The organism is Cupriavidus basilensis, from assembly GCF_000876015.1.
GTDB lineage: Bacteria > Pseudomonadota > Gammaproteobacteria > Burkholderiales > Burkholderiaceae > Cupriavidus > Cupriavidus basilensis_B.
This window is the reverse complement of sequence record NZ_BBQM01000013.1, coordinates 53,420-74,316: the sequence shown is the minus strand read 5'-3', so window position 1 is coordinate 74,316 and position 20,897 is coordinate 53,420. Positions and strand designations below refer to the sequence as shown.

Genomic DNA, 20,897 nt, shown 5'->3' with positions numbered 1-20,897 from the left:
CTGGTATACCAATGGCATTCTAAGGGAATGCCGGTTCAGACAATACGCGATTTTCATGCCGAGCTCATCTGCCATCCCCCGTCTTTCCCAGCGCCTCGCCATGGCGCGTCCGTCCGCCACCGGCGCCATGTCCGAGGCCGCCAGGCGGCTTGCCGCTGCGGGCAAGCCGGTGATCAGCCTGTCCGAGGGCGAGTTGGATTTCGACACGCCGGCCCATATCCAGCTTGCCGCCATCCAGGCGATGACCGGGGGGGAAACGCGGTACACGAGCGTGGCCGGCACGCCCCAACTTAAGGCCGCGATTGCACGAAAACTGGCCCGCGACAATGGTTTGCACTACGACGATGCGGAAATCATCGCTGGCACCGGTGCCAAGCAGATGCTGTTCAACGGCCTGCTTGCAACCGTGGACGCCGGTGACGAAGTCATCGTCACGGCGCCTTACTGGGTGTCGTACAGCGATATGGTGCATATCGCGGGCGGCACACCGGTGCAGGTCACGGCGACACCCGCCGACGATTTCAAGCTCACGCCCACCGCGCTGCGCACGGCACTGACGCCTCGCACGCGCTGGCTCATGCTGAACTCGCCGTGCAACCCGTCGGGCGCGCTCTATTCGGCGGACGAACTGCGTGCGCTGGCCGACGAACTGCGTGCTTACCCCGATGTGCTGGTCCTGTCGGACGAGATCTATGAAGAGATCGTGTTCGAGGGCGAGTTCGTGTCGTTCGCGCAAGCGGAACCGGATATGCGCGACCGCACGCTGACCGTCAACGGCGTATCCAAGGCCTACGCGATGACGGGCTGGCGCCTGGGATACGCGGCCGGGCCCGCCTGGCTGGTGAAGGCCATGGCGCTGTCGCAGTCGCAAAGCACCAGCAACCCCAGCGCGATCAGCCAGGCGGGCGCGGTGGCCGCCCTCGACGGTCCGCAGGACTTCCTCGATGGCTGGCGCGCCCGGCTGCGCGCACGCCGCGATCTGGCGCTGTCTGTCCTGGCCGGCGCGGCACCGGTTCTGACCATGCGTCGCCCGGCCGCCGCCTTCTATCTCTATGCGGACTGCAGCGCGGCTATCGGCATGCGTACACCGGACGGGACGCGCATCGAAACCGATATCGACTTCGCGATGTACCTGCTTCACGCCGCGAACGTGGCGGTGGTGCCCGGTTCGGCTTTCGGGCTGGCGCCCTATGTGCGCCTGGCCTATGCCCTGGCCGATGATCGCCTGCGCACCGCTTGCGAGCGCATCGTCATGGCCTGCGCCGCATTGGAGCGCGCGTGATGGCCATCGCACGACCGGACGCCGGGCTGCTCGCGCTGACCGACTGGCGTATCGAGCCTGTCGGCGATCGCTGCCTTCAGATCCGCCTGGGCGATCAGGTCAGCGTATCGGTCAGCCAGACCGTGCATGCCGTGACCGAGTGGCTGCTGCGGCAGCGCTGGGATGGCGTGCGCGATGTGGTGCCGGCGTTCACCACGGTGGCTGTGCATTTCCGTCCCGAGAGGTTTGCGCGCGACAAGGGCCCGGCCTTCGCGCAGCTTTCCGCGCGGATCCGGGACGTGCTGGTCGAAGGCGTGCCCGCCGTGGTCCACGCGGGGTGCGAAGTGGAGGTGCCCGCCTGCTACGGCGGCGAGTACGGTCCCGACCTCGAAGAGGTGGCGCGCGCCTGCGACATCGATACGGCCGAAGTGATCCGTCTGCATTGCGCCACGCCGCTGGTGCTCTACACCTTCTTCTTCTCGCCGGGCAATCCGTTTGCCGGGCCGCTGCACCCGCGTCTGAACGTACCGCGCCGGGCCACGCCGCGAACGCTGGTGCCGGCGGGCTCGGTGGCCATTGCCAATGGCATCTCGTCGATCTATCAGAACGCATCGCCCGGTGGCTGGAACGTGATCGCCCGCACGCCCTGGAACCTGTTTCACGTCGATCGCAACCCGCCGACGCGCCTGCAGCTTGGCGACCGGCTGCGTTTCGTGCCGATTTCTCCGGCCGAATTCGACGCCATGCTGGAGTCGCGGCCATGAACCTCATGCGTGTGGATCGGCCCGGCATCCTTTCCGTGCTGCAGGACGGCGGCCGCTACGGCTACCAGCGGTTTGGCGTGCCGGTCAACGGCGCGATGGACGAGTGGTCGTGCCGCCTGGCCAACGTGCTGGTGGGCAACGCCGCCGACAGCGCCGCGCTCGAGATCACGCTCAATGGGCCGACGGTGCGTTTTGCGCACGACACGCTGATTGCCGTGACAGGCGCCGACATCGCGGTGACGGCGGCTGGCGTGCCGCTGCCCACGCATTGCGCGGTGATGGTGCGCCACGACGTGCCGATCGCGTTTGGCCACTGCCGCCGCGGCGCCAGGGCCTATCTGGCGGTACGCGGCGGATTCGCACCCGACGCGGTGCTGGGCAGCCGCAGTACGAACCTGCGTGCCGCATTTGGTGGTGTCGAAGGCCGCGCGCTGCGCGCCGGGGACCGTGTCGCCGTGGCGTCCCCGTACCGCGAGATGTTGCCGCTGGCGCGGATGATGGTGCAAAGCGTCATGGCATCCGTGGCGGCGGCAAGGCCCGCCGGCGCCAATGGCCCGGAGACGGGCAATGCCATTCGCTTCCTGCCCGGCCCCCAATGGGAACGGTTCGAGCCGACGGCGCGCAAGGCCTTCGAGACGGAGACGTTCACTGTGTCGAACCAGTCGGACCGCATGGGCTATCGCCTCGAAGGCCCCGCGTTGGCGTTGTCGTCCCCGCTGGAAATGGTGTCGGAGGCCGTCAGCTTCGGCACGGTACAGGTACCGCCCGGCGGCGCGCCCATCGTGCTGATGGCCGACCGGCAGAGCGTGGGCGGTTATCCGAAGATCGCCTATGTCATCAGCGCCGACCTGCCGTCGCTGGCCCAGGCCATGCCGGGCACTGCACTGAGATTCCAGGCCGTGACGGCCGAAACCGCGCAACGCGAGCTGCTGGCGATGGAAGACCGCCTGGACACCATTGCCGCCGAAGCAGCGCGGCTGCTCGGCCTTCCGCCCCAATAACACCGTGAAACACGAGGAAATTTCGATGCCAACTCTCGATATCAACTGCGACATGGGCGAAAGCTTCGGCGCCTGGCGCATGGGTGACGACGCAGCGATCCTGCGCCACGTCACGTCCGCGAATATTGCGTGCGGCTTCCACGCCGGGGACCCCGACGTGATGCTGGCCACGGTGCGCGCGGCCGCCAACGCCGGCGTAGCCGTCGGCGCCCATCCCGGCCTGCCCGACCTGCAGGGGTTTGGCCGCCGCGTCATGGCAATGACGGCCGCGGAGGTCTACGCGCTCACCGTGTACCAGGTTGGCGCCATGCTTGGCGTGACACGTGCGGTCGGCGTGCCGCTTCATCACGTCAAGACGCACGGCGCGCTCTACAACATGACCGCGCGCGACGCGGTGCTTGCCACTGCCGTGGCCGACGCCGTGCGCGCGGTGGCGCCCGATGTGCTTGTCTACGTCGCCAACGCCAACATGGCGGCCGCGGCCCATGCCGCCGGACTGCGCGTCGCCAACGAGGTGTATGCCGACCGCTCGTATCAGGACGACGCCACGCTCACGCCGCGCTCGATGCCGCAAGCCATGATCGAAGACGTGGAGGCGTCGATCGCGCAGGTGCGTCGCATGGTGCTCGACGGCAGCGTGCAGGCGCTGTCGGGCAGGTCGGTGCCGATCGTGGCCGACACGCTATGCATCCACGGCGACCAGCCCGGCGCCGTCCTGTTCGCCGAACGCATCCGCAATGCCCTGTCCGCAGACGGCGTTGCCGTCCAACCGCTCTGACTCCCGTCCCTTGTTCTCCTCGATAACCAGGTAAATCCATGTCCATCAAGCTGCCCCTGCCCACCGCCCGCCTGCTCAAGATCGCGGCGTGCTCGCTTGCCCTGACTGTCGGTGTCGCCGCCGGCGCCCACGCACAGACCCGTGGCGGCACGCTGCGTACCATCGCCCAGCCCGAGCCGCCCACGCTGATGCTGGGTCTGAACCAGCAGACGCCGACACAATACGTGGCCGGCAAGATCTATGAGAGCCTGCTGACCTGGTCGCCCGACATGAAGCCCCAGCCGAGCCTGGCCAGGTCGTGGACGATCTCGCCTGACGGCAAGGTCTACACGTTCGAGTTGCAGCCAAACGTCAAATGGCATGACGGCAAGCCGTTTTCGTCCGACGACGTGGTGTTCACGGTCGACAAGTTCCTGCGTACCGTGCATCCGCGTGCGCGCGTGGTCATCGACCAGTTCGTGCAGTCGGTCAAGGCGCAGGGGCCCAACAAGGTGGTCATCACGCTCAAGGAGCCGTTTGCCCCGTTCCTGAAGTCGTTCGTCAGCGACAACATGCCGATGGTGCCAAAGCATATCTATGACGGCACCGACTACGCGAAGAACCCCGCCAACCAGACCCCGGTCGGCACCGGACCCTTCATGTTCAAGGAGTGGAAGAAGGGTGCCTATATCGTGCTCACCCGGAACCCGAACTACTGGCAGAAGGGCAAGCCCTACCTGGACGAGATCGTCTTCAATGTGATTCCGGACGCCGCGTCGCGTGCCGTGGCGTTCGAGCGCGGCGACGTGCAGGTGGTCAGCGCCGGCGACGTCGACAACGTGGAGATCAAGCGCCTGCGCGCGCTGCCCAACGTCGAGTACACGACCAAGGGCTGGGAGATGTTCTCCAAGCTGGCCTATATCCAGATGAACCAGCGCAGGGCACCGTTCAACAACGTGAAGGTGCGCCAGGCCATCATGGAGGCCATCAACCGCAAGTTCGTGGTGAACAACATCTTCTTCGGGCTGGGCAAGGTCGCCACCGGGCCGATTTCGTCGACCACTCCGTTCTATGACGGCAACGTGCCGGCCTATGGCTACGACATCAAGAAGGCCCGCGCGCTGATCAAGGATTCGGGCGTGGATCCGTCGGCGACCACCATCCGCATCCTGTCCTACCCGTACGGCGCCACCTGGGACCGCCTTGGCGAGTACACGCGCCAGTGCCTGGAGCAGCTCGGCTTCAAGGTGGAGATCGAGTCCGCCGATGCGGGCACCTGGGCCAAGCGCGTCTCGGACTTCGACTTCGACCTGACCTTCAGTTTCACGTCGCAGTATGGCGATCCCGCGCTGGGTGTCTCGCGGCTCTACCTGGCACGTAACCAGGTGAAGGGTTCGGCGTTCGTGAACAACCAGGGCTATGTGAATCCGGGTGTGGACGCGCTGTGGGACAAGGCCGCGGCCGCGACGTCCGACGCCGAGCGCCAGCAACTCTATTCGAACATCCAGAAGACGCTGGTCCAGGAAGTGGCCAACGGCTACCTGTTCGAGATGGAGCTGCCGACGCTCTATAGCGGCAAGGTGCACAACCTGGTGCAGACGGCCATCGGTCTGAACGACACGTTCGCCGACGTCTACATCAGCAAGTAACCCTGCTGCGGGCCGAAGCGCCGCGCGTGGCGGCGCTTCGGAAATTCCGGTCTCAAGAAGGATCCGATCACGTGGAAAAGGCACTCTCCATCCTGATCGCCAGGCTAGGCAAGGCGTTGTTCGTCGTGCTTGGCGTGGTCATCATCAATTTCATGCTCGTGCGCATGGCACCCGGCGATCCCGCCACGGTGCTGGCCGGCGAATCGGGATCGTCCGATCCGGCCTACGTCGAAGAACTGCGCAAGGAGTTCGGCCTCGACCAGCCGCTGCCGGTGCAGCTTGGCCGCTATCTCTGGGGCGTGGCGCATCTCGATCTCGGGTACTCGTATCGGGAACGCCTGCCGGTGCTCGACCTGATCCTCGACCGGTTGCCGGCCACGCTGCTGCTGATGTCGTGTGCCTTCGTGTTTGCGCTGGTATTCGGCGTGCTGTTCGGCGTGATCGCGTCGCGTGCCCGCTATGCCGGCCGGCGCACCTGGCTCGACAGCGTGCTGATGACCGGATCGCTCCTGATCTATGCAACGCCGCAGTTCTGGCTGGCGTTGCTGGCCATCCTGTTCTTCTCGCTGCATCTGGGCTGGCTGCCGCCCTACGGCATGGAACAGGTGGGCGGCAATCTGTCGGGTTGGGTGCGGGTTGGCGACATTGCCCACCATCTGGTGCTGCCCACCGTGTCGCTCGGCTGCTTCTTCATGGCCGTCTACGCCAGGCTCACGCGCGCATCGATGCTCGAGGTGCTGGGCATGGATTTCATCAAGACCGCGCGCGCCAAGGGTGTACCGCTTGGCGAGACCATCCGCCGCCACGCGTTGCGCAATGCACTGCTGCCGGTGGTGACGTTCGCCGGCATCCAGCTCGGCCAGATGGCTGGCGGCGCCGTGCTGACGGAAACCGTCTTCGGCTGGCCCGGCATCGGCCGCCTGATGTTCGACGCCCTGATGCAGCGCGACTACCAGTTGCTGCTCGGTGTGTTCCTGGTCACATCGACGATGGTGGTGGTATTCAACCTGCTGACCGATCTGGTGTACCGCCTGATCGACCCGCGCATCGGCCGGGCCTGAGGAGCTGCGAGATGTCCTTCCTGAAACGCTTTGGCGCCAACCGTGGCGCCGCCGTGGGCCTGCTGCTGCTGCTGGTAGTGATCCTGACGGCGGCACTGGCTTCCACGTTCTATGAAGATCCGCCCTGGATGATGGTGGCGGAACCGCTACTGGCGCCGTTCCATGACAGCGCTTATCCGCTGGGCACCGATATGCTCGGGCGGGATATCGCCGCCGGCATCGCCCATGGCGCGCGCGTCTCGCTGATGATAGGCGTGATCTCGACGCTGGTGGCCGTGCTGATCGGCATCGTGGTCGGCGCGCTGGCCGGCTACTACGGTGGCCGCATCGACGACGCGCTGATGCGCGGCACCGAGTTCTTCCAGACCATTCCGCAGCTTGCGATGGCGCTGGTCCTGGTGGCCATCTTCAAGCCGTCGCTGTATTCGATCGTTGGGGCCATCGCGATCGTGTCGTGGCCCCCGGTGGCGCGGCTGGTCCGCTCCGAGTTCATGACGCTGAAGGAGCGCGAGTTCGTGCAGGCGGCCGTGGTGATCGGGCAGTCGCCGGCGCGCATCATCTTCACGCAGATTCTGCCCAACGCGGCGTCGCCGGTGATCGTCACGGCCTCGCTGATGACCGCGACCGCCATCCTGACGGAGTCGGCCCTGTCGTTCCTGGGCCTGGGCGACCGCAACCTGATGAGCTGGGGCTTCATGATCGGCGCGGCACGCACGATGCTGCGCGAGGCGCCGTGGATGAGCCTGTGGCCGGGCGTGGCCATCATGCTGACGGTGCTTGCCATCAACCTGATTGGCGAGGGGCTCAACGACGCCCTGAACCCGCAACTGCGCAAACGAGGGAGCTGATCGATGAGGGAATCCCGCAACCAGGCGCCAGTTGCGCCGCTGCTGTCGATCCGAAACCTGAGTATCGCCCTGCCGAAGGGCGGGGACCGGCCCCATGCCGTGCGCGACATCGACTTCGATATCGGTGCCGGCGAACTGGTGTGCGTCGTGGGCGAGTCGGGCTCGGGCAAGTCGATGAGCGCGAACGCCATCATGGGCCTGCTGCCAACCTACCTGAAGCCGGAATCGGGCCAGATCCTGTTCCAGGGCCGCGACCTCCTGACGCTGGACGAAGCCACGTTGCGCGGCATGCGCGGCAAGGACATGGCGATGATCTTCCAGGAGCCGTTATCGGCTCTCAATCCGCTGCATCGCGTTGGCGACCAGGTTGCCGAAGTGATGCGCGTACATGGCGCGCTCGAACCGGAGTCGCGCCGCGTGCGGGTGCTGGAACTGCTGGCGTTCGTCGGGTTGCCCGATCCGCCGTCGCTCTACCACGCCTATCCGTCTGCGCTGTCCGGCGGCCAGCGCCAGCGGGTGATGATCGCCATGGCCCTGGCGCTGGAGCCGGCCCTCCTGATTGCCGACGAGCCCACCACGGCACTGGACGTGACCACGCAGGCGCAGATCCTGGCGCTGATTGCCCGCATCCAGAAGGAGAAGGGCATGGGGGTGATGTTCGTCACGCATGATTTTGGCGTGGTGGCCGAGATCGCCGACCGCGTGATCGTGATGGAGAAGGGCTGCATCGTCGAGCAGGGTCCGGCCGAGGCGGTGCTCAATCGCCCCGCACATCCCTATACGCGCCGCCTGATCGGCAGCGTGCCGTCCCATCGGGCGCGCGCCGGCGTATCCGCCGCTGCGCCCGGGGGCTACCCGGTGCTGCGCGTCGAAGGGTTGCGCAAGACGTATACGACGCCGGGCGGCCTGTTCCAGCGCAAGCGTGTGGTGGAGGCCGTCAAGGGCGTGAGTTTCGAGATACGGGCCGGCGAAACGCTGGGCATCGTCGGCGAGTCGGGTTCCGGCAAGTCGACGATCGGCAAGTGCCTGCTGAAGCTGACCGGCAACGATGGCGGCGTGATGTCATTCGAAGGGCGGGACATCGCACCGATCAGCGAGCGGGCCTTCCGCCCGCTGCGCCGGCATATCCAGATGATCTTTCAGGACCCCTTCGCATCGCTCAATCCGCGCCATACGGTGGGCCGGATTCTTTGCGACGGCCCGATGGCGAACGGCGTGCCCCGGGCACAGGCCGAAGCGCGCGCACGGGAATTGCTGAAGCTCGTGGAACTCGAGGCCAGCGCATTCGACCGGTATCCCAGCCAGTTCTCGGGAGGGCAGCGCCAGCGGGTCGGCATCGCCCGCGCGCTGGCCATGGAGCCGCGTCTGATCGTGGCCGATGAATCGGTGTCGGCGCTCGACGTGTCGGTGCAGGCACAGGTGCTCAGGCTGCTGGCCGACGTGCAGAAGCGCCTTGGCATCGCGCTGATCTTCATCACGCATGACCTGCGCGTGGCCGCGCAGATCTGCGACAAGGTACTGGTCATGCACCGCGGCAGCGTGCTGGAGCAGGGCAGTCCCGCCGAGATCTTCGAAGCCCCGCGCGATGCCTATACGCGCCGCCTGATCGACTCCATGCCCGGCAAGGCGTGGGATCCGCAGGCCGCGCAGTTGTCCGGCGTGCCCGCAGCCGAAGTCGTGGAGGCTCCATGAACCCGGCGATCGAACCCGACCACGCGCTGGCGGCTTCGCTGTTCGCGCAACTGGCGGCGCAGAGCCACGACGGCATAGGCATCACGCGCGACAGCTACGGCGACGGCGAGAGCGCGGCGCATGCACTGGCCGCCGCGACGGCCGAGCGGTGCGGACTGGAAGTCCGCCGCGACGCGGCCAGCAATCTGTATCTGACCCTGCCGGGCCGCGACCGCGATGCGCCGGTCGTGATGACGGGGTCGCACCTTGACTCCGTGCCGCGCGGCGGCAACTTCGACGGCGCCGCTGGCGTGGTGGCCGGCCTGGCCATCCTGGCAGGATGGCGCCGCGCGGGCATCGTGCCGGAACGCGACATGACCGTCATGGCCATTCGCGCGGAGGAGAGTGCCTGGTTTCCCCTGTCCTATGCGGGCAGCAAGGCCGCATTCGGACTGCTCGACGCGCCGGCACTGGCGCTGCGCCGTGCCGACACGGGCCGCACGCTGGCCGATCACATGCGTGCAGCCGGGGGCGACCCCGGCGCCGTGGCCGCCGGAGTTCCCGCGCTGAAGGCCGCCGATATCGACTGCTTTGTGGAACTCCACATCGAGCAGGGCCCGGTGCTCGATGAAGCGGGCGACGTACTCGGCGTGGTGACCGGCATCTGTGGCAGCCAACGCTACCGGCACGCCGCAATCCGCGGCCAGTACGCGCATTCCGGCGCCACGCCGCGCAGCCACCGGCGCGATGCCGTGGTGGCGGCAGCGGCGCTGGTCACGGCATTGCAGCGCGCGTGGGTATCGCTGGAGGCCGCCGGCCACGAGCTGACCGTGACGGTCGGGCAATGCACGACCGAGGCGGCGCAGGCCAATTTCAGCAAGGTGTCCGGACGTGTCGACTTCAGCATCGACATGCGTTCGCGCAGCCGCGCCACGCTCGCAGCGATGGACGCGGCCATCCAGTCCATACGGGCCGACATCATGCAGGCCTGCCGGGTCGAGATCGACCTTGGCCCGCTCACGGCGAGCGCGGCGGGGGTCATGGACCCGGCATTGCAGGGCATGCTGACGGCCGCCGCCGCCGAGGCTGGCGTGGCGGCGCGGCCCATGCCCAGTGGTGCCGGCCACGATGCGGCGCTGTTCGCCGCCCAGGGGGTGCCCGCCGCAATGCTATTCGTGCGCAACGCGCACGGCAGCCATAACCCGGACGAGTCGATGCGGCTCGACGATCTTGCGCTGGCGACGCGCGTACTGGCCGGCGTGCTCGGCGCGCGAGCCGGTGTTTTCCATTCCACTGCGACATTGAATTCATGCCAGTCTGTCTGATTACCCAGCCGATTCATCCTGTCGGCGCCGAACGCATGCGCGCCGCCGGCATCGAGGTGCGCCACAGCACCGCCACCGACGAAGCCGGGCGCATTGCCGAAATCCACGACGTCGACGCGGCGATCGTCCGCGAGGGGCTGTCGGCCGCCGCCATCGACGCCGCGCCGCGCCTGGCTGTCATCAGCAACCACGGTACGGGCACCGACAAGATCGCGGTGGCGCATGCCCACGCCTGCGGCATCCCGGTGGTGTCGACGCCTGGCGCCAACGTCCGCGCGGTAGCCGAACACGCGATGATGCTGATGCTGGCCGTGGCACGTGGCGCGGTACTGGCCGACGCGGCGACGCGCCGGTCGGACTGGCAGCACCGCTATACCGTGCCGATGCTTTCACTGTCCGGCAAGACGCTGGGCATCGTCGGCTTTGGCCGCACGGGCCAGATCGTCGCGCAGATGGCGCGAGCCGGCTTCGGCATGCACGTGGTGGTGTGGTCGCCACGCGTCGACGAGGCCGAGGTGGCGGCGCAGGGCGTCCAGCGCGTCGAGACCCTGCATGCGCTGCTCGAGGTCTCGGACGTCGTGTCGCTGCACCGGCCGCTGCGGCCCGATACGCGCCACACCATCGATGCCGCCGCGCTGGCGGCGATGAAGCCCGGCGCGATCCTGCTCAATACTTCGCGTGGCGGCCTGATCGACGAACCGGCGCTGGTCGACGCCCTGCGCGCCGGCAGGCTTTTCGGCGCGGGGCTCGATGTCTTCGCGCGCGAGCCGTTGCCGGTGGCGTCGCCGCTGGCGGCATTGCCCAATGTCGTGCTGAGCCCGCATCAGGCGGGCTCGACGCAGGAGGCCCTGGCCGACACGGCCAGCCAGTGTGCCGCGCAGGTCATCGACGCGCTTGCCGGCCGGCAGCCCGAAAACATGCTCGATCCGTCGGTCTGGCCGCGCCGCCGGCACGGCACGGTGGCCCGCGCGATGGCGGTGCAGGCATGAGCGCCCCCGTCTGGAAGGTCACCGAAGGCCATCTGCCGCTGGTCATCTCGATTCCTCACGGCGGCGAACTGCTGCCCGACTGGCTCGTGCCGCGGCTGACGCCGGCGGCCCGCGAGCGCGCCGATACCGACTGGCATATGCGCCGGCTGTACGCCTTCGCGGCGGAGCAGGGCGCGTCGGTGGTCGAGGCCAGCTATTCGCGCTATGTCATCGATGTGAACCGGCCCGGCGATGGCAGCAGCCTCTATCCCGGGCAGGCCACGACCACGCTTTGCCCGGTGGAGACGTTCCGCGGCGAGCCGCTGTACCTCCAGGGCGATGGTCCGTCGGCCGGGGAGATCGACGTGCGCAAGCGCGAATACTGGCAGCCTTACCATGATGCGCTCGCGGCCGAGATCGCCCGGCTGCGCGGGCGGCACGCCAATGTGCTGGTCTGGGAGGCGCATTCGATTGCCGGCGTGCTGCCGCGGCTGTTCGATGGCAAGCTGCCCGAGCTGAACATCGGCACCCACGGCGGTGCCAGTTGCGCGCCGGCGATGCGGGACGCCGTGATCGCGGCGGCGGCTGGCAGCCCGTTCACGTGGGTGGCGGACGGCCGGTTCAAGGGGGGGCATATCACGCGCCACTACGGCCAGCCCGCTCGGGGCGTGCATACCATCCAGCTTGAAATGGTGCAGGCCGTCTACATGGATGAGCAGGCGCCATTCCCGTACCTGCCGGACGCGGCGGAGCGCGTGCAACCCGTGTTGCGGGACATGCTGGATGGAGCATTGGCGGCCATGGCCGCCCTGTAGCGGCGGATTGGCCGTGGCGTGGATCTTGCGTCTGGCAGATGGTTCCGAGCCGTATGCTTGCTTTCACGTTCGCCCGCATGCCTTCTTCCACGCCGCCGAGCAGGCAACCCGTCACGCCGTTGAACCTGCGCCAGATCGAAGTGTTCCACGCCATCATGGTGGCCGGCTCGCTCAGCGAGGCTGGCCGCATGCTGTGCGTGTCGCAGCCGGCCATCAGCCGGGTGCTGGCCACCATAGAAGCGCGCATGCGCTTCGCATTGTTCGATCGCGAGCGCGGCCGCCTGCATCCCACGCCCGAGGCGCACCGGCTGTTTGCCGAGGTGCGTCCGATCCTCGATGGCGTGAGCCGCTTCAACGCCGTGGCGGCCAGCCTCGCCGAGCATGGCGACGGCAGGCTGTCGATCGTGTCGAGCCCCAGCTATAGCGAATGGCTGATGCCGCGCGCCATTCAGCGGTTCCGGCATCGGCATCCCTCGGTGCGCGTGCACTACCGGCCGTTGCCGTTCGACGCGCTGCTCCCGTTTGTGGCGCAAGGGCATGCCGATCTCTGCATTGCGTCGATGGCGCCACCCGAAGGCTCGGCGCTGCGCGCGCGCGAGATCGGCGAAGGCAACATCATGTGCGCGCTGCCGCGCGGACATGCGCTGGCCGATCGCGGCGAGTTGACGGTTGACGATCTCCGCGGCTTCACCTTCATCGGCTATGGCGGCGATACACCGTTTGGCAGGCTGTCCGCGCGGTTCCTGACATCGGAGCGCGGCACGCTGGCACCCGATATCGAAATCCGCTCGACACCCGAAGCCATGGCGCTGGTGCGCGAAGGTGTCGGCGTGGCCCTGATGGAGTCGTTCGGGTACACCCCTGACGGCGCCGGCGACATCGTGCTCAAACCGATTCGTCCCGCGCTGGCCCACAAGATCTACCTGATCCATGCGCGGCGGCAAGCCATGTCGACGCTTGCCAGGGGCTTTGTCGCCACGCTGACCCATCTTCTGCAACGGCAGCCGGCTTGAGTGTGGCGGCATGGCGACGCGCGGCGCCGGGCACGGCATCAATCTTTGTCTGGCAACCATAACGCGAGGTTATGGCCGCGCGCCGCCGGGACGCCCGACGCGCGGCACTTTGCCTTGCCAATCAAGGGCATGGCGTGCCGAAGGCGCGCCGGCGCGGGGCGGCGCGGCGCGCGGGCAGCGCGCTTCCGGCATGGCCGCGGTCTTCCTACACTGACGCTGTCTTCAACGCCCGATGCCCCAGGCACCTCCGATTCATGACCAGACTCATCACCGTAGCGGCTGCCCAACTCGGCCCGATCCAGAAACATGAAGGCCGCGATGTCGCGGTTGACCGCATGGTGCGGCTGCTCGAGCGCGCGCACCGGCGTGGGGCGCAGGTGGTCGTGTTTCCCGAACTGGCTCTGACCACGTTCTTTCCGCGCTGGTATCACGAGGATCTGGACGAGGCCGATGGCTGGTACGAGACCGAACTGCCGTCGGCGGCCACGCAGCCAATGTTCGACGCGATCCGGCGCTACGGGCTGACCGTCTACCTGGGATACGCCGAAATCGCGTTCGAGCCCGACGCGACCGGCGTGGTGCGCAAGCGCCGGTTCAATACGTCGGTCGTGATCGCGCCTTCCGGCGAAATCGTGCTCAAGTACCGCAAGGTCCATCTGCCGGGTCACGCCGAGTACGCGGTGCACCGCAAGGTGCAACACCTGGAAAAGCGCTACTTCGAGATCGGCAACCTTGGGTTTCCGGTCAAGCGTGCGCCGATCGGCGACGTCGACGTGAACATGGGCATGATGATCTGCAACGACCGCCGCTGGCCGGAATCCTGGCGGGTGCTGGGCCTGCAGCAGGTGGAACTGGTCATGCTGGGCTATAACACGCCCAGCATGAACCAGGAGAATCGCGGCTTCGAGGCGCACCATCTGCGGGTGTTCCATTCGCAGCTCTCGATCCAGGCTGGCTGCTACCAGAATGCAACGTTCGCGGTGGCCGTGGCCAAGGCCGGCGCCGAGGACGGTCACGAGATGTTCGGCCACTCGATCATCGTCAATCCGCAGGGCGAGATCATGGCGCAGGCCACCACGTGGGACGACGAACTGATCGTGGCCGACTGCAACCTCGGCCTCTGCGAACTGGGCCGCTCCACGGTCTTTAATTTCGGCCTGCACCGCCGCGTGGAAGCCTATGGCCGCATCACGGCGCAGACCGGCAGCGAGACGCCGCCGGCCTGGACGCCGGCGTCGGTCTGAAGGAGCGGCCCATGCAAACGGTCGTCACCCAGGCCAGGCCGGCGCTGCCGGCATCGATTCGCCACGAGATGCTTGGCGAAATGCGCCTGCCCGTCTTTGCCGACGTGGAACGCGCGGCGCGCGCGCTCGCACCGCATATCGTCCGGACACCGCTGCTGCGCAACGCCAGGCTCGATGCGCTCGCCGGCGCGCCGGTCTGGATCAAGCCCGAGTGCCTGCAGGTGACGGGCTCGTTCAAGGCGCGCGGCGCGCTCAATGCGCTGCTGGCGATGGATCAGGCCACGCGGGCGCGCGGCGTCATTGCCTATTCGACCGGCAATCACGGCCAGGCCATCGCCTGGGGCGCGAAACGGCTCGGCGTGGCCGCCACGATCGTGATGCCCGCCGATGCGCCGCGCAACAAGGTCGAACGCGCGCTGGCGCAGGGCGCGCGCGTCGTGCACTACGACCGGCGCCGCGAAAGCCGCGAGACGATCGGCATGCGGCTGCTGGACGAAACGGGCGGCACGCTCGTACCGCCTGGCGATCATCCCGATGTGCTGGCGGCGCAGGGCACGCTTGCGCTGGAGGCGCTGCAGGACCTGCCGCGCGCCGCGCGGGAAAACCTTGGCACGTTCGCCGCGCCGTGCGGCGGCGGCGGCATGCTCGCCGGCTGCGGTCTGGCAATCGAAGCGATGAGTCCGGGCACAAGGCTCGTGGCGGCCGAACCCGCCGCATTCGACGATACCGTGCGTTCGCTGCGAAGCGGCCGGCGCGAGATCAATGCGGCGGGCGCGACGTCGTTGTGCGACGCCCTGCAGGCCGTCACGCCCGCGGAGCTGCCCTTTGCGATCAATGGCCGCTATCTCGACGCGGCGGTGGCGGTCAGCGATGACGAAGTGATTGCCGCGATCCGCTTCGCGCTGGAAGAGTTGCGGTTGCTGGTGGAGCCTGGCGGCGCCGTCGCGCTGGCGGCACTGCTGGCGGGCCGGATCGAGCTGGCCGGCCGCGATGCCGTGCTCGTGCTGTCGGGCGGCAACATCGACCTGCCGCTGCTGCAAACGATGCTGCAGCCCACTGCGGCCGCCCCGCACGGGACTTGAGACGACCGTGTCCATGCCGGCGCGCATCCCGTTGCGCCGGATTACCGCCACCCCTGCCGATTCAGGAATCCTTTCGCCATGTCTCTCAAGTTCACCCCGTTGCGCGCGATCGCGCGCATGGCATTCGCGGCTGCGGCCCTGCTGCTTTCCGCCCAGGCCTTTGCGGCATATCCCGACCGGCCCATCACGCTGATCGTGCCGTTCAATGCCGGCACCACGCCCGATATCGTGTCGCGCCTGCTGGCCGATGCGGTGGGCCGCGACATCGGGCAACAGATCGTCGTCATGAACCGCGTGGGCGCGTCCGGCATCATCGGCACGCAGGCGATCATCAACGCACCGGCCGATGGCTACACGATCGGGTTCGCCAACGTGGCCACGCTGGCGATCAACCAGTCGCTCTACAGGAAGCTGCCGTACGACGCCGACAAGCAGCTGGCGCCGGTGGCGCTGACCGGCTTCGTGCAGAACGTGCTGGCCGTGCGCAAGGACCTCGGCGTCAGGAGCGTGGCCGAACTGGTGGCCAAGGCCAAGGGCGCGCCCGGCAAGCTGGCCGTGGCCTCGGGTGGAAACGGCACCACGGGACACCTGAGCGCCGAAATGTTCAAGTCGATGGCCGGTGTCTCGATTACGCACGTTCCGTACAAGGGTGGCCCGGAGGCCGATCTGGCCGTGCTGCGCGGCGAAGTCGACCTGGTGTTCGAGAACATCACGTCGATCTCCCCGTACCTCAAGAACGGCAGCGTCGTGCCGCTGGCCGTGACGGGCAGGCAGCGCGACAGCCGTCTGCCGCAACTGCCGACGATGGCCGAAAGCGGGCTCAAGGACTATCAGGCTGTGGCATGGACCGGCTACGTGGCGCCGGCGGCCGTCGATCCACAGATCCTGGACCTGCTGAACCGCGCGTTCAACAAGGCCGCCAGCGCCGATGCCATCAAGGCGCGCCTGGCGGACATGGCCTACGAGGTCACGACCGGGCCGCGCAGTGCGCTGTTCGACCTGGCCCGCAAGGAACGTCCGGTCTGGGCAGGGGTGATCCGCGCCTCGGGCGCGACGCTGGATTGACGTTCATGGCCGATTTCGACGTAGTGCTGCGCGGCGGGACGGTGATCGACGGCACGGGGGCGCCACGCTTTGATGCCGACGTGGCTGTCGACGGCAGGCGGATCGCGGCGATCGGCGACCTGTCCGGGGCGCGCGGGCGACGCGAGTTCGACGTGCGGGGCCGCATCGTGGCGCCTGGCTTCATTGATGCGCATACCCACGACGACCGATACCTGATGCAGAACCCGCTGATGCCCGCCAAGCTGAGCCAGGGGGTAACGACGGTTGTCACCGGCAATTGCGGCATCAGCCTGGCACCGTGGCGCGCGGCGCCGGGGCAGGCCGTGCCGCCGCCGCTGGATCTGCTCGGCGACGATCCTTCGGCTTTTCGCTATACCGTGTTCGGCGACTACCTCGATGCGCTGGCGCGCGCGGCGCCCGCCGTCAATGCGGCCTGCCTGGTGGGCCATACCACCCTGCGGGTGGCGGTGATGGACCGGCTGGACCGTGCCGCGAGCGGCACGGAGATTGCGGCCATGCGGGGCCTGCTGCGCGATGCAATGGCCAGCGGTGCCTGCGGGATGTCGACCGGCGCCGCGTATCCCGCGGCCATGTCGGCCCCGACCGGGGAAATGGCGCAGGTCGCCGTAGCGCTGCAGGGCTTTGGCGGCGTGCATGCCAGCCACATCCGGGATGAGGGCGACGGCGTATGCGAGGCCATCGACGAAGCCGTGGCCATCGGCGCGGCCGGGGAGGCCGGCACCGTGGTGTCGCATCACAAGCTGATCGGCCCGAGGAATCATGGGCGTTCCGTGGAAACGCTCGGCCATCTTGCACAGGCGATGCGCCACCGCTGCGTGGGCCTGGACTGCTATCCGTACCAGGCCGGTTCGACGATCCTGCGCAAGGACCGTCTGGCGGTGTCGAGCCGCGTCATCGTGACCCGGTCGCAGCCGCATCCGGAATACGCGGGGCAGGACCTCGACGTGATCGCGGCCCGGATGGGGGTGTCACCGGAAGCGGCCGTCGACGCATTGCAGCCCGCGGGCGCCATCTACTTCCTGATGGATGAGGCCGATGTCCGCCGCATCCTGGCATTCCCGCAGACGATGATCGGCTCCGACGGATTGCCTCACGATCCCGTGCCGCATCCCCGCCTGTGGGGAACATTCCCGCGCGTGCTGGGCCACTACAGTCGCGATGTGGGGCTGTTTCCGCTGGAGACGGCGGTCCACAAGATGAGCGGCCTGACGGCGCGGCACTTCGGCCTGCGTGGCCGCGGCGTCCTGGCCGAGGGCAATTTCGCCGACATCACGGTCTTCGATGCCGCGCGCATCATCGATACGGCCACCTTCGAACAGCCGGTGGCGCAGGCCGCCGGCATTGCCTGTGTGTTCGTCAATGGCGACATGGCATGGCGCGACGGCGCGGCGACCGGCGCGCGTGCCGGCACCGTCATCCGGCACGGCCATCGCGCATAGTTCCACCATCCGTTAACCCAACAACCTCGAAAATCATGACGCAGTCCGTTTTTCACCTGGCATTCAATATCACCGACCTCGATGAGGCGCGTCGTTTCTACCAAGGGGTTCTTGGCTGCAAGGGGGGCCGCAGCACCGACACCTGGGTTGATTTCGACTTCTTTGGCCACCAGATCTCGCTGCACCTTGGCAAGCCGTTCGAGACCGCGCGCACGGGGCGCGTAGGCACCGCTCTGGTGCCGATGCCGCACTTCGGCATCATCCTGTTGCTCCCGGAATGGCGCGCGCTGGCCGATCGGCTGACCGCGGCCGGCACGGACTTCGTACTGAAGCCGCAGGTCCGATTCGAAGGCGAGCCGGGAGAGCAGTGGACGATGTTCTTTTTCGACCCGTTTGGCAATCCGATCGAAGTGAAAGGATTCAAGACCTGGGAGGCGGTGTACGCGCACTAGCGCGCCGGTTTCGGTATCGGGCCGCCGCGCCGCAACCCGCGCCGCGCGCGTCACGTCGCGTGCGCGAGGCCGCGCGTGGCCTCGCGCGCCGCGAGCGCTTGCCGGAATGGACCCATCCGGCGGGCCGCCGGCGCGGCGCGCGGTTCTCGCATCGCGAGAAATCTGGCGGGAACGGCGCCCGGGGCGGCATACTACGGCGCATCCTCACCCGCGAGAAGGGACTCCCTCATGGCAGGCCTCCGATGACACGCCGCCGGACGAGCAGCGGCGCGAAGCTCTGGAACACGCTCAGCAAGATCGCCACGCGCAACGTGCGGCGCGCGCAGCGCACCGTCACGCGCAGCGCGATCCAGTCGGCGGTCAGGCAGGGCGAGGCGATGAGCAAGGCCGCGCAGCGCGTGCTCAGCGGCGTGGCCTCGCCGGTGGCGGCGCCGGTGAGCCGGGCCGGCGGGCGCTGGGAGGAGGGCAGCTGGGGGCTGGGGCCGCTGGTGCAGCGCCGCTACCGGCTGTTCGTGCCGAGCGGCGTGAGCGCGGCGCGCCCGGCGCCGCTGCTGGTGCTGCTGCATGGCTGCGGGCAGGATTCGGCCAGCTTTGCCGCCTGCACGCGTGCCGCGGCGCTGGCGCGCAGCGCGCGCTGCGTGGTGCTGATGCCGGAGCAGTCCTCGCACGCCAATGCGCAGCGCTGCTGGAACTGGTTCCGCTCGGCGGCGCGCGTGGCGACCGAGGCGGCCCTGCTGATGGCCATCGTCGACCACGTCTGCGAGCAGCGGCTGGTGCGGCCAGCCGAGGTGTTCGCGCTGGGCCTGTCGGCCGGCGGCGCGATGGCGCAGATCCTGGGCCTGCGCTATCCGGACCGCTTCGCCGCGGTCGGCTCGCACTCGGGCGCGGTGGCGCTCAGCGCCGGCAATGCCGCGCAGGCGGCGCGCGTCATGCAGGGCAAGGGCCAGCCCGACCTGCAGGCCGCGCGCCTGTTGCTGGCGGGACGCCGGCCGCCGCCGCTGCTGTTGCTGCACGGCAGCGCCGACCACGTGGTGGATTTCGACAACGCGCTGGCCGCCGCCGCGCTCTGGCAGCAACTGCTGCCGGCCGCGCCGCTGGCCGCCGCGCCGCGCCGCGTCCAGCGCGGCCAGCGCCGGCCCTTCGACGTGTTCGCGTGGTCGGACGCGGGCCGGCCCTATGTCCGGCTGGTGCGCATCGAAGGGCTGGGCCATGCGTGGAGCGGCGGGCCGTCCAGCCAGGCCTTCAGCGATCCCGCCGGCCCCGATGCGCTGCGCATCGCGTGGCAGTTCTTCATGCAGTGCCTGGCGGCGGCGGAGGCGGCTCGCCGTCCCGCAGCCGGGCAAGCGGCGCTTGCATGACCACGTCGCTTTCCGGGTACGCCACGCACGGCAGGATGTAGCCCTCGTCGCGCTCGTCGAAGCTCACGCCCGGCCACGCGATGCGGTAGCCCACGTGCCCGGCCGAGAGCCGGCACAGGCAGGCGCGGCAGGTGCCGTTGCGGCACGAGCTGGGCAGTTGCACGCCGGCCTGCAGCGCGGCCTGCAGCAGCGTCTGCGCGCCCGGCGCGGCGAAGCCCCGGCCCAGCGGTTCCACGCGCGCGTGGAAGACCGGCGCCGCTGGTGTTTCTGCTGGTGTTTCCGCGCTCACGGCTGCGCTCCGTTCTCGCCGTCGCCCTCGCCGTCGCCCTCATCGGGATCGGGAAAGCGCGCGCGCCCGTGGGTGGCGTCGCGCAGCGCGGCGCGCGCGGCGTCCAGCTCGCTGGCCGGCAGCCGGATCGTCAGGCGCGCGGCGGCGCCGTGCTCGCCGTGCGTCAGCGTGTGGCCGGCCTGTTCGATCCAGCGGCGCACGCGCGCCTCGTCGGCGTAGTCCACCTCCACCACCAGCCCGGCATAGGCGATGCGCTCGATGCGCTGCGCGTCCTTCAGCGCCACCGCGATGGCGTCCGTGTAGGCGCGCACGAGGCCGCCCGCGCCCAGCTTGATGCCGCCGTAGTAGCGCACCACGGCCGCCAGCACGCCCTCCAGCTCATGGTGGCGCAGCACTTCCAGGATCGGCCGGCCGGCGGTGCCGGACGGCTCGCCGTCGTCGGACATGCCCGAATGCCCCCCGGCCAGCAGGGCCCAGCAGACATGGGTGGCGCCGGGATGTTCGGCGCGCAGGCGCTGCAGCTCGGCGGCGGCGGCGGCGCGGTCGGCCACCGGGATGGCGTAGCCGATGAAGCGGCTCTTGCGGATTTCCAGTTCGGCCTGGAGCGGAAAGGCGAGGGTGTAGGTCGGCACTGATCGGGCCACGCCGGGCTGCGGCGGCGGGCGGAAAAAACGGAAGGACGGCGCCGCGGGCTGCGGGCGTGCGCCAGTGTACCGCAGCGGGCCGCCCGGCCCGGCCTGGGGCGCCGCGCGGGGGCGCCGCGCAGACGCGGCGGGCCTCCTGGATGTCTGCAAAGTAAGTCAGTTTAAACAAG

At 68.6% G+C, this 20,897-nt stretch carries 20 protein-coding genes; 18 read left to right on the top strand and 2 right to left on the bottom strand.

Going from position 1 to position 20,897, the window contains the following annotated elements:
* Positions 1-55 precede the first annotated feature (55 nt).
* From KF708C_RS11730 to KF708C_RS11645, 18 genes are all read left to right on the top strand, one after another.
* Positions 56-1,282 (top strand): pyridoxal phosphate-dependent aminotransferase, encoded by a 1,227-nt coding sequence (locus KF708C_RS11730; protein ID WP_059411932.1) that lies wholly within the window; start codon positions 56-58, stop codon positions 1,280-1,282.
* Positions 1,282-2,025 carry a 5-oxoprolinase subunit PxpB gene (gene pxpB / locus KF708C_RS11725; protein ID WP_059411931.1) on the top strand — a complete coding sequence of 248 codons (744 nt, stop codon included), beginning with the start codon at positions 1,282-1,284 and terminating at the stop codon, positions 2,023-2,025. The genes KF708C_RS11730 and pxpB overlap by 1 nt, the downstream gene beginning before the upstream one ends.
* A complete protein-coding gene (locus KF708C_RS11720) occupies positions 2,022-3,026 on the top strand; it encodes a biotin-dependent carboxyltransferase family protein (RefSeq protein ID WP_059411930.1) in 1,005 nt (334 codons plus the stop codon). The genes pxpB and KF708C_RS11720 overlap by 4 nt, the downstream gene beginning before the upstream one ends.
* A gap of 25 nt (positions 3,027-3,051) precedes the next feature.
* Complete coding sequence (locus tag KF708C_RS11715; protein WP_059411929.1) at positions 3,052-3,804, top strand: LamB/YcsF family protein; 753 nt, start codon at positions 3,052-3,054, stop codon at positions 3,802-3,804.
* A 38-nt stretch (positions 3,805-3,842) separates the two neighbouring features.
* On the top strand, positions 3,843-5,432 hold the full coding sequence (locus KF708C_RS11710) for an ABC transporter substrate-binding protein (protein ID WP_059411928.1): 1,590 nt from the start codon (positions 3,843-3,845) through the stop codon (positions 5,430-5,432).
* A gap of 71 nt (positions 5,433-5,503) precedes the next feature.
* Positions 5,504-6,493, top strand: coding sequence for an ABC transporter permease (locus KF708C_RS11705; RefSeq protein WP_059411927.1), 990 nt, complete (start codon positions 5,504-5,506; stop codon positions 6,491-6,493).
* 11 nt (positions 6,494-6,504) lie between these two features.
* Positions 6,505-7,341, top strand: coding sequence for an ABC transporter permease (locus KF708C_RS11700; protein ID WP_059411926.1), 837 nt, complete (start codon positions 6,505-6,507; stop codon positions 7,339-7,341).
* Positions 7,342-7,344: 3 nt separating this feature from the next.
* Positions 7,345-9,033, top strand: a complete 1,689-nt coding sequence (locus KF708C_RS11695; RefSeq protein WP_059411925.1) for an ABC transporter ATP-binding protein — start codon at positions 7,345-7,347, stop codon at positions 9,031-9,033.
* A complete protein-coding gene (locus KF708C_RS11690) occupies positions 9,030-10,337 on the top strand; it encodes a Zn-dependent hydrolase (protein WP_059411924.1) in 1,308 nt (435 codons plus the stop codon). Before KF708C_RS11695 ends, KF708C_RS11690 begins: the two co-directional genes overlap by 4 nt.
* A 35-nt stretch (positions 10,338-10,372) precedes the next feature.
* A complete protein-coding gene (locus KF708C_RS11685; RefSeq protein ID WP_231586457.1) occupies positions 10,373-11,326 on the top strand; it encodes a hydroxyacid dehydrogenase in 954 nt (317 codons plus the stop codon).
* Positions 11,323-12,120, top strand: coding sequence for an N-formylglutamate deformylase (gene hutG / locus KF708C_RS11680; protein ID WP_059411922.1), 798 nt, complete (start codon positions 11,323-11,325; stop codon positions 12,118-12,120). Before KF708C_RS11685 ends, hutG begins: the two co-directional genes overlap by 4 nt.
* Positions 12,121-12,173: 53 nt before the next feature.
* Positions 12,174-13,133: a LysR substrate-binding domain-containing protein gene (locus KF708C_RS11675; RefSeq protein ID WP_231586456.1), complete on the top strand. Its 960-nt coding sequence runs from the start codon at positions 12,174-12,176 to the stop codon at positions 13,131-13,133.
* A 254-nt stretch (positions 13,134-13,387) separates the two neighbouring features.
* Positions 13,388-14,377 carry an N-carbamoyl-D-amino-acid hydrolase gene (locus KF708C_RS11670; RefSeq protein WP_059411921.1) on the top strand — a complete coding sequence of 330 codons (990 nt, stop codon included), beginning with the start codon at positions 13,388-13,390 and terminating at the stop codon, positions 14,375-14,377.
* Positions 14,378-14,388: 11 nt separating this feature from the next.
* The gene (locus KF708C_RS11665; RefSeq protein ID WP_231586455.1) at positions 14,389-15,459 is read left to right on the top strand and encodes a threonine ammonia-lyase; all 1,071 of its coding nucleotides are present in this window, start codon (positions 14,389-14,391) and stop codon (positions 15,457-15,459) included.
* A gap of 78 nt (positions 15,460-15,537) precedes the next feature.
* Positions 15,538-16,524, top strand: coding sequence for a Bug family tripartite tricarboxylate transporter substrate binding protein (locus KF708C_RS11660; protein WP_231586454.1), 987 nt, complete (start codon positions 15,538-15,540; stop codon positions 16,522-16,524).
* A gap of 5 nt (positions 16,525-16,529) precedes the next feature.
* Complete coding sequence (locus tag KF708C_RS11655; protein WP_059411920.1) at positions 16,530-17,984, top strand: N-acyl-D-amino-acid deacylase family protein; 1,455 nt, start codon at positions 16,530-16,532, stop codon at positions 17,982-17,984.
* A 35-nt stretch (positions 17,985-18,019) separates the two neighbouring features.
* Positions 18,020-18,436, top strand: coding sequence for a VOC family protein (locus KF708C_RS11650; RefSeq protein WP_059411919.1), 417 nt, complete (start codon positions 18,020-18,022; stop codon positions 18,434-18,436).
* Positions 18,437-18,678: 242 nt separating this feature from the next.
* Positions 18,679-19,794, top strand: coding sequence for an extracellular catalytic domain type 1 short-chain-length polyhydroxyalkanoate depolymerase (locus KF708C_RS11645; RefSeq protein WP_059411918.1), 1,116 nt, complete (start codon positions 18,679-18,681; stop codon positions 19,792-19,794).
* Here the strand turns inward: KF708C_RS11645 and KF708C_RS11640 are convergent.
* Both KF708C_RS11640 and KF708C_RS11635 read right to left on the bottom strand, forming a co-directional pair.
* The gene (locus KF708C_RS11640) at positions 19,727-20,083 is read right to left on the bottom strand and encodes a 2Fe-2S iron-sulfur cluster-binding protein (protein ID WP_059411917.1); all 357 of its coding nucleotides are present in this window, start codon (positions 20,081-20,083) and stop codon (positions 19,727-19,729) included. The genes KF708C_RS11645 and KF708C_RS11640 overlap by 68 nt on opposite strands.
* Positions 20,080-20,715: an IMPACT family protein gene (locus KF708C_RS11635; protein WP_020202206.1), complete on the bottom strand. Its 636-nt coding sequence runs from the start codon at positions 20,713-20,715 to the stop codon at positions 20,080-20,082. The genes KF708C_RS11640 and KF708C_RS11635 overlap by 4 nt, the downstream gene beginning before the upstream one ends.
* Between the last annotated feature and the right edge of the window lie 182 nt (positions 20,716-20,897).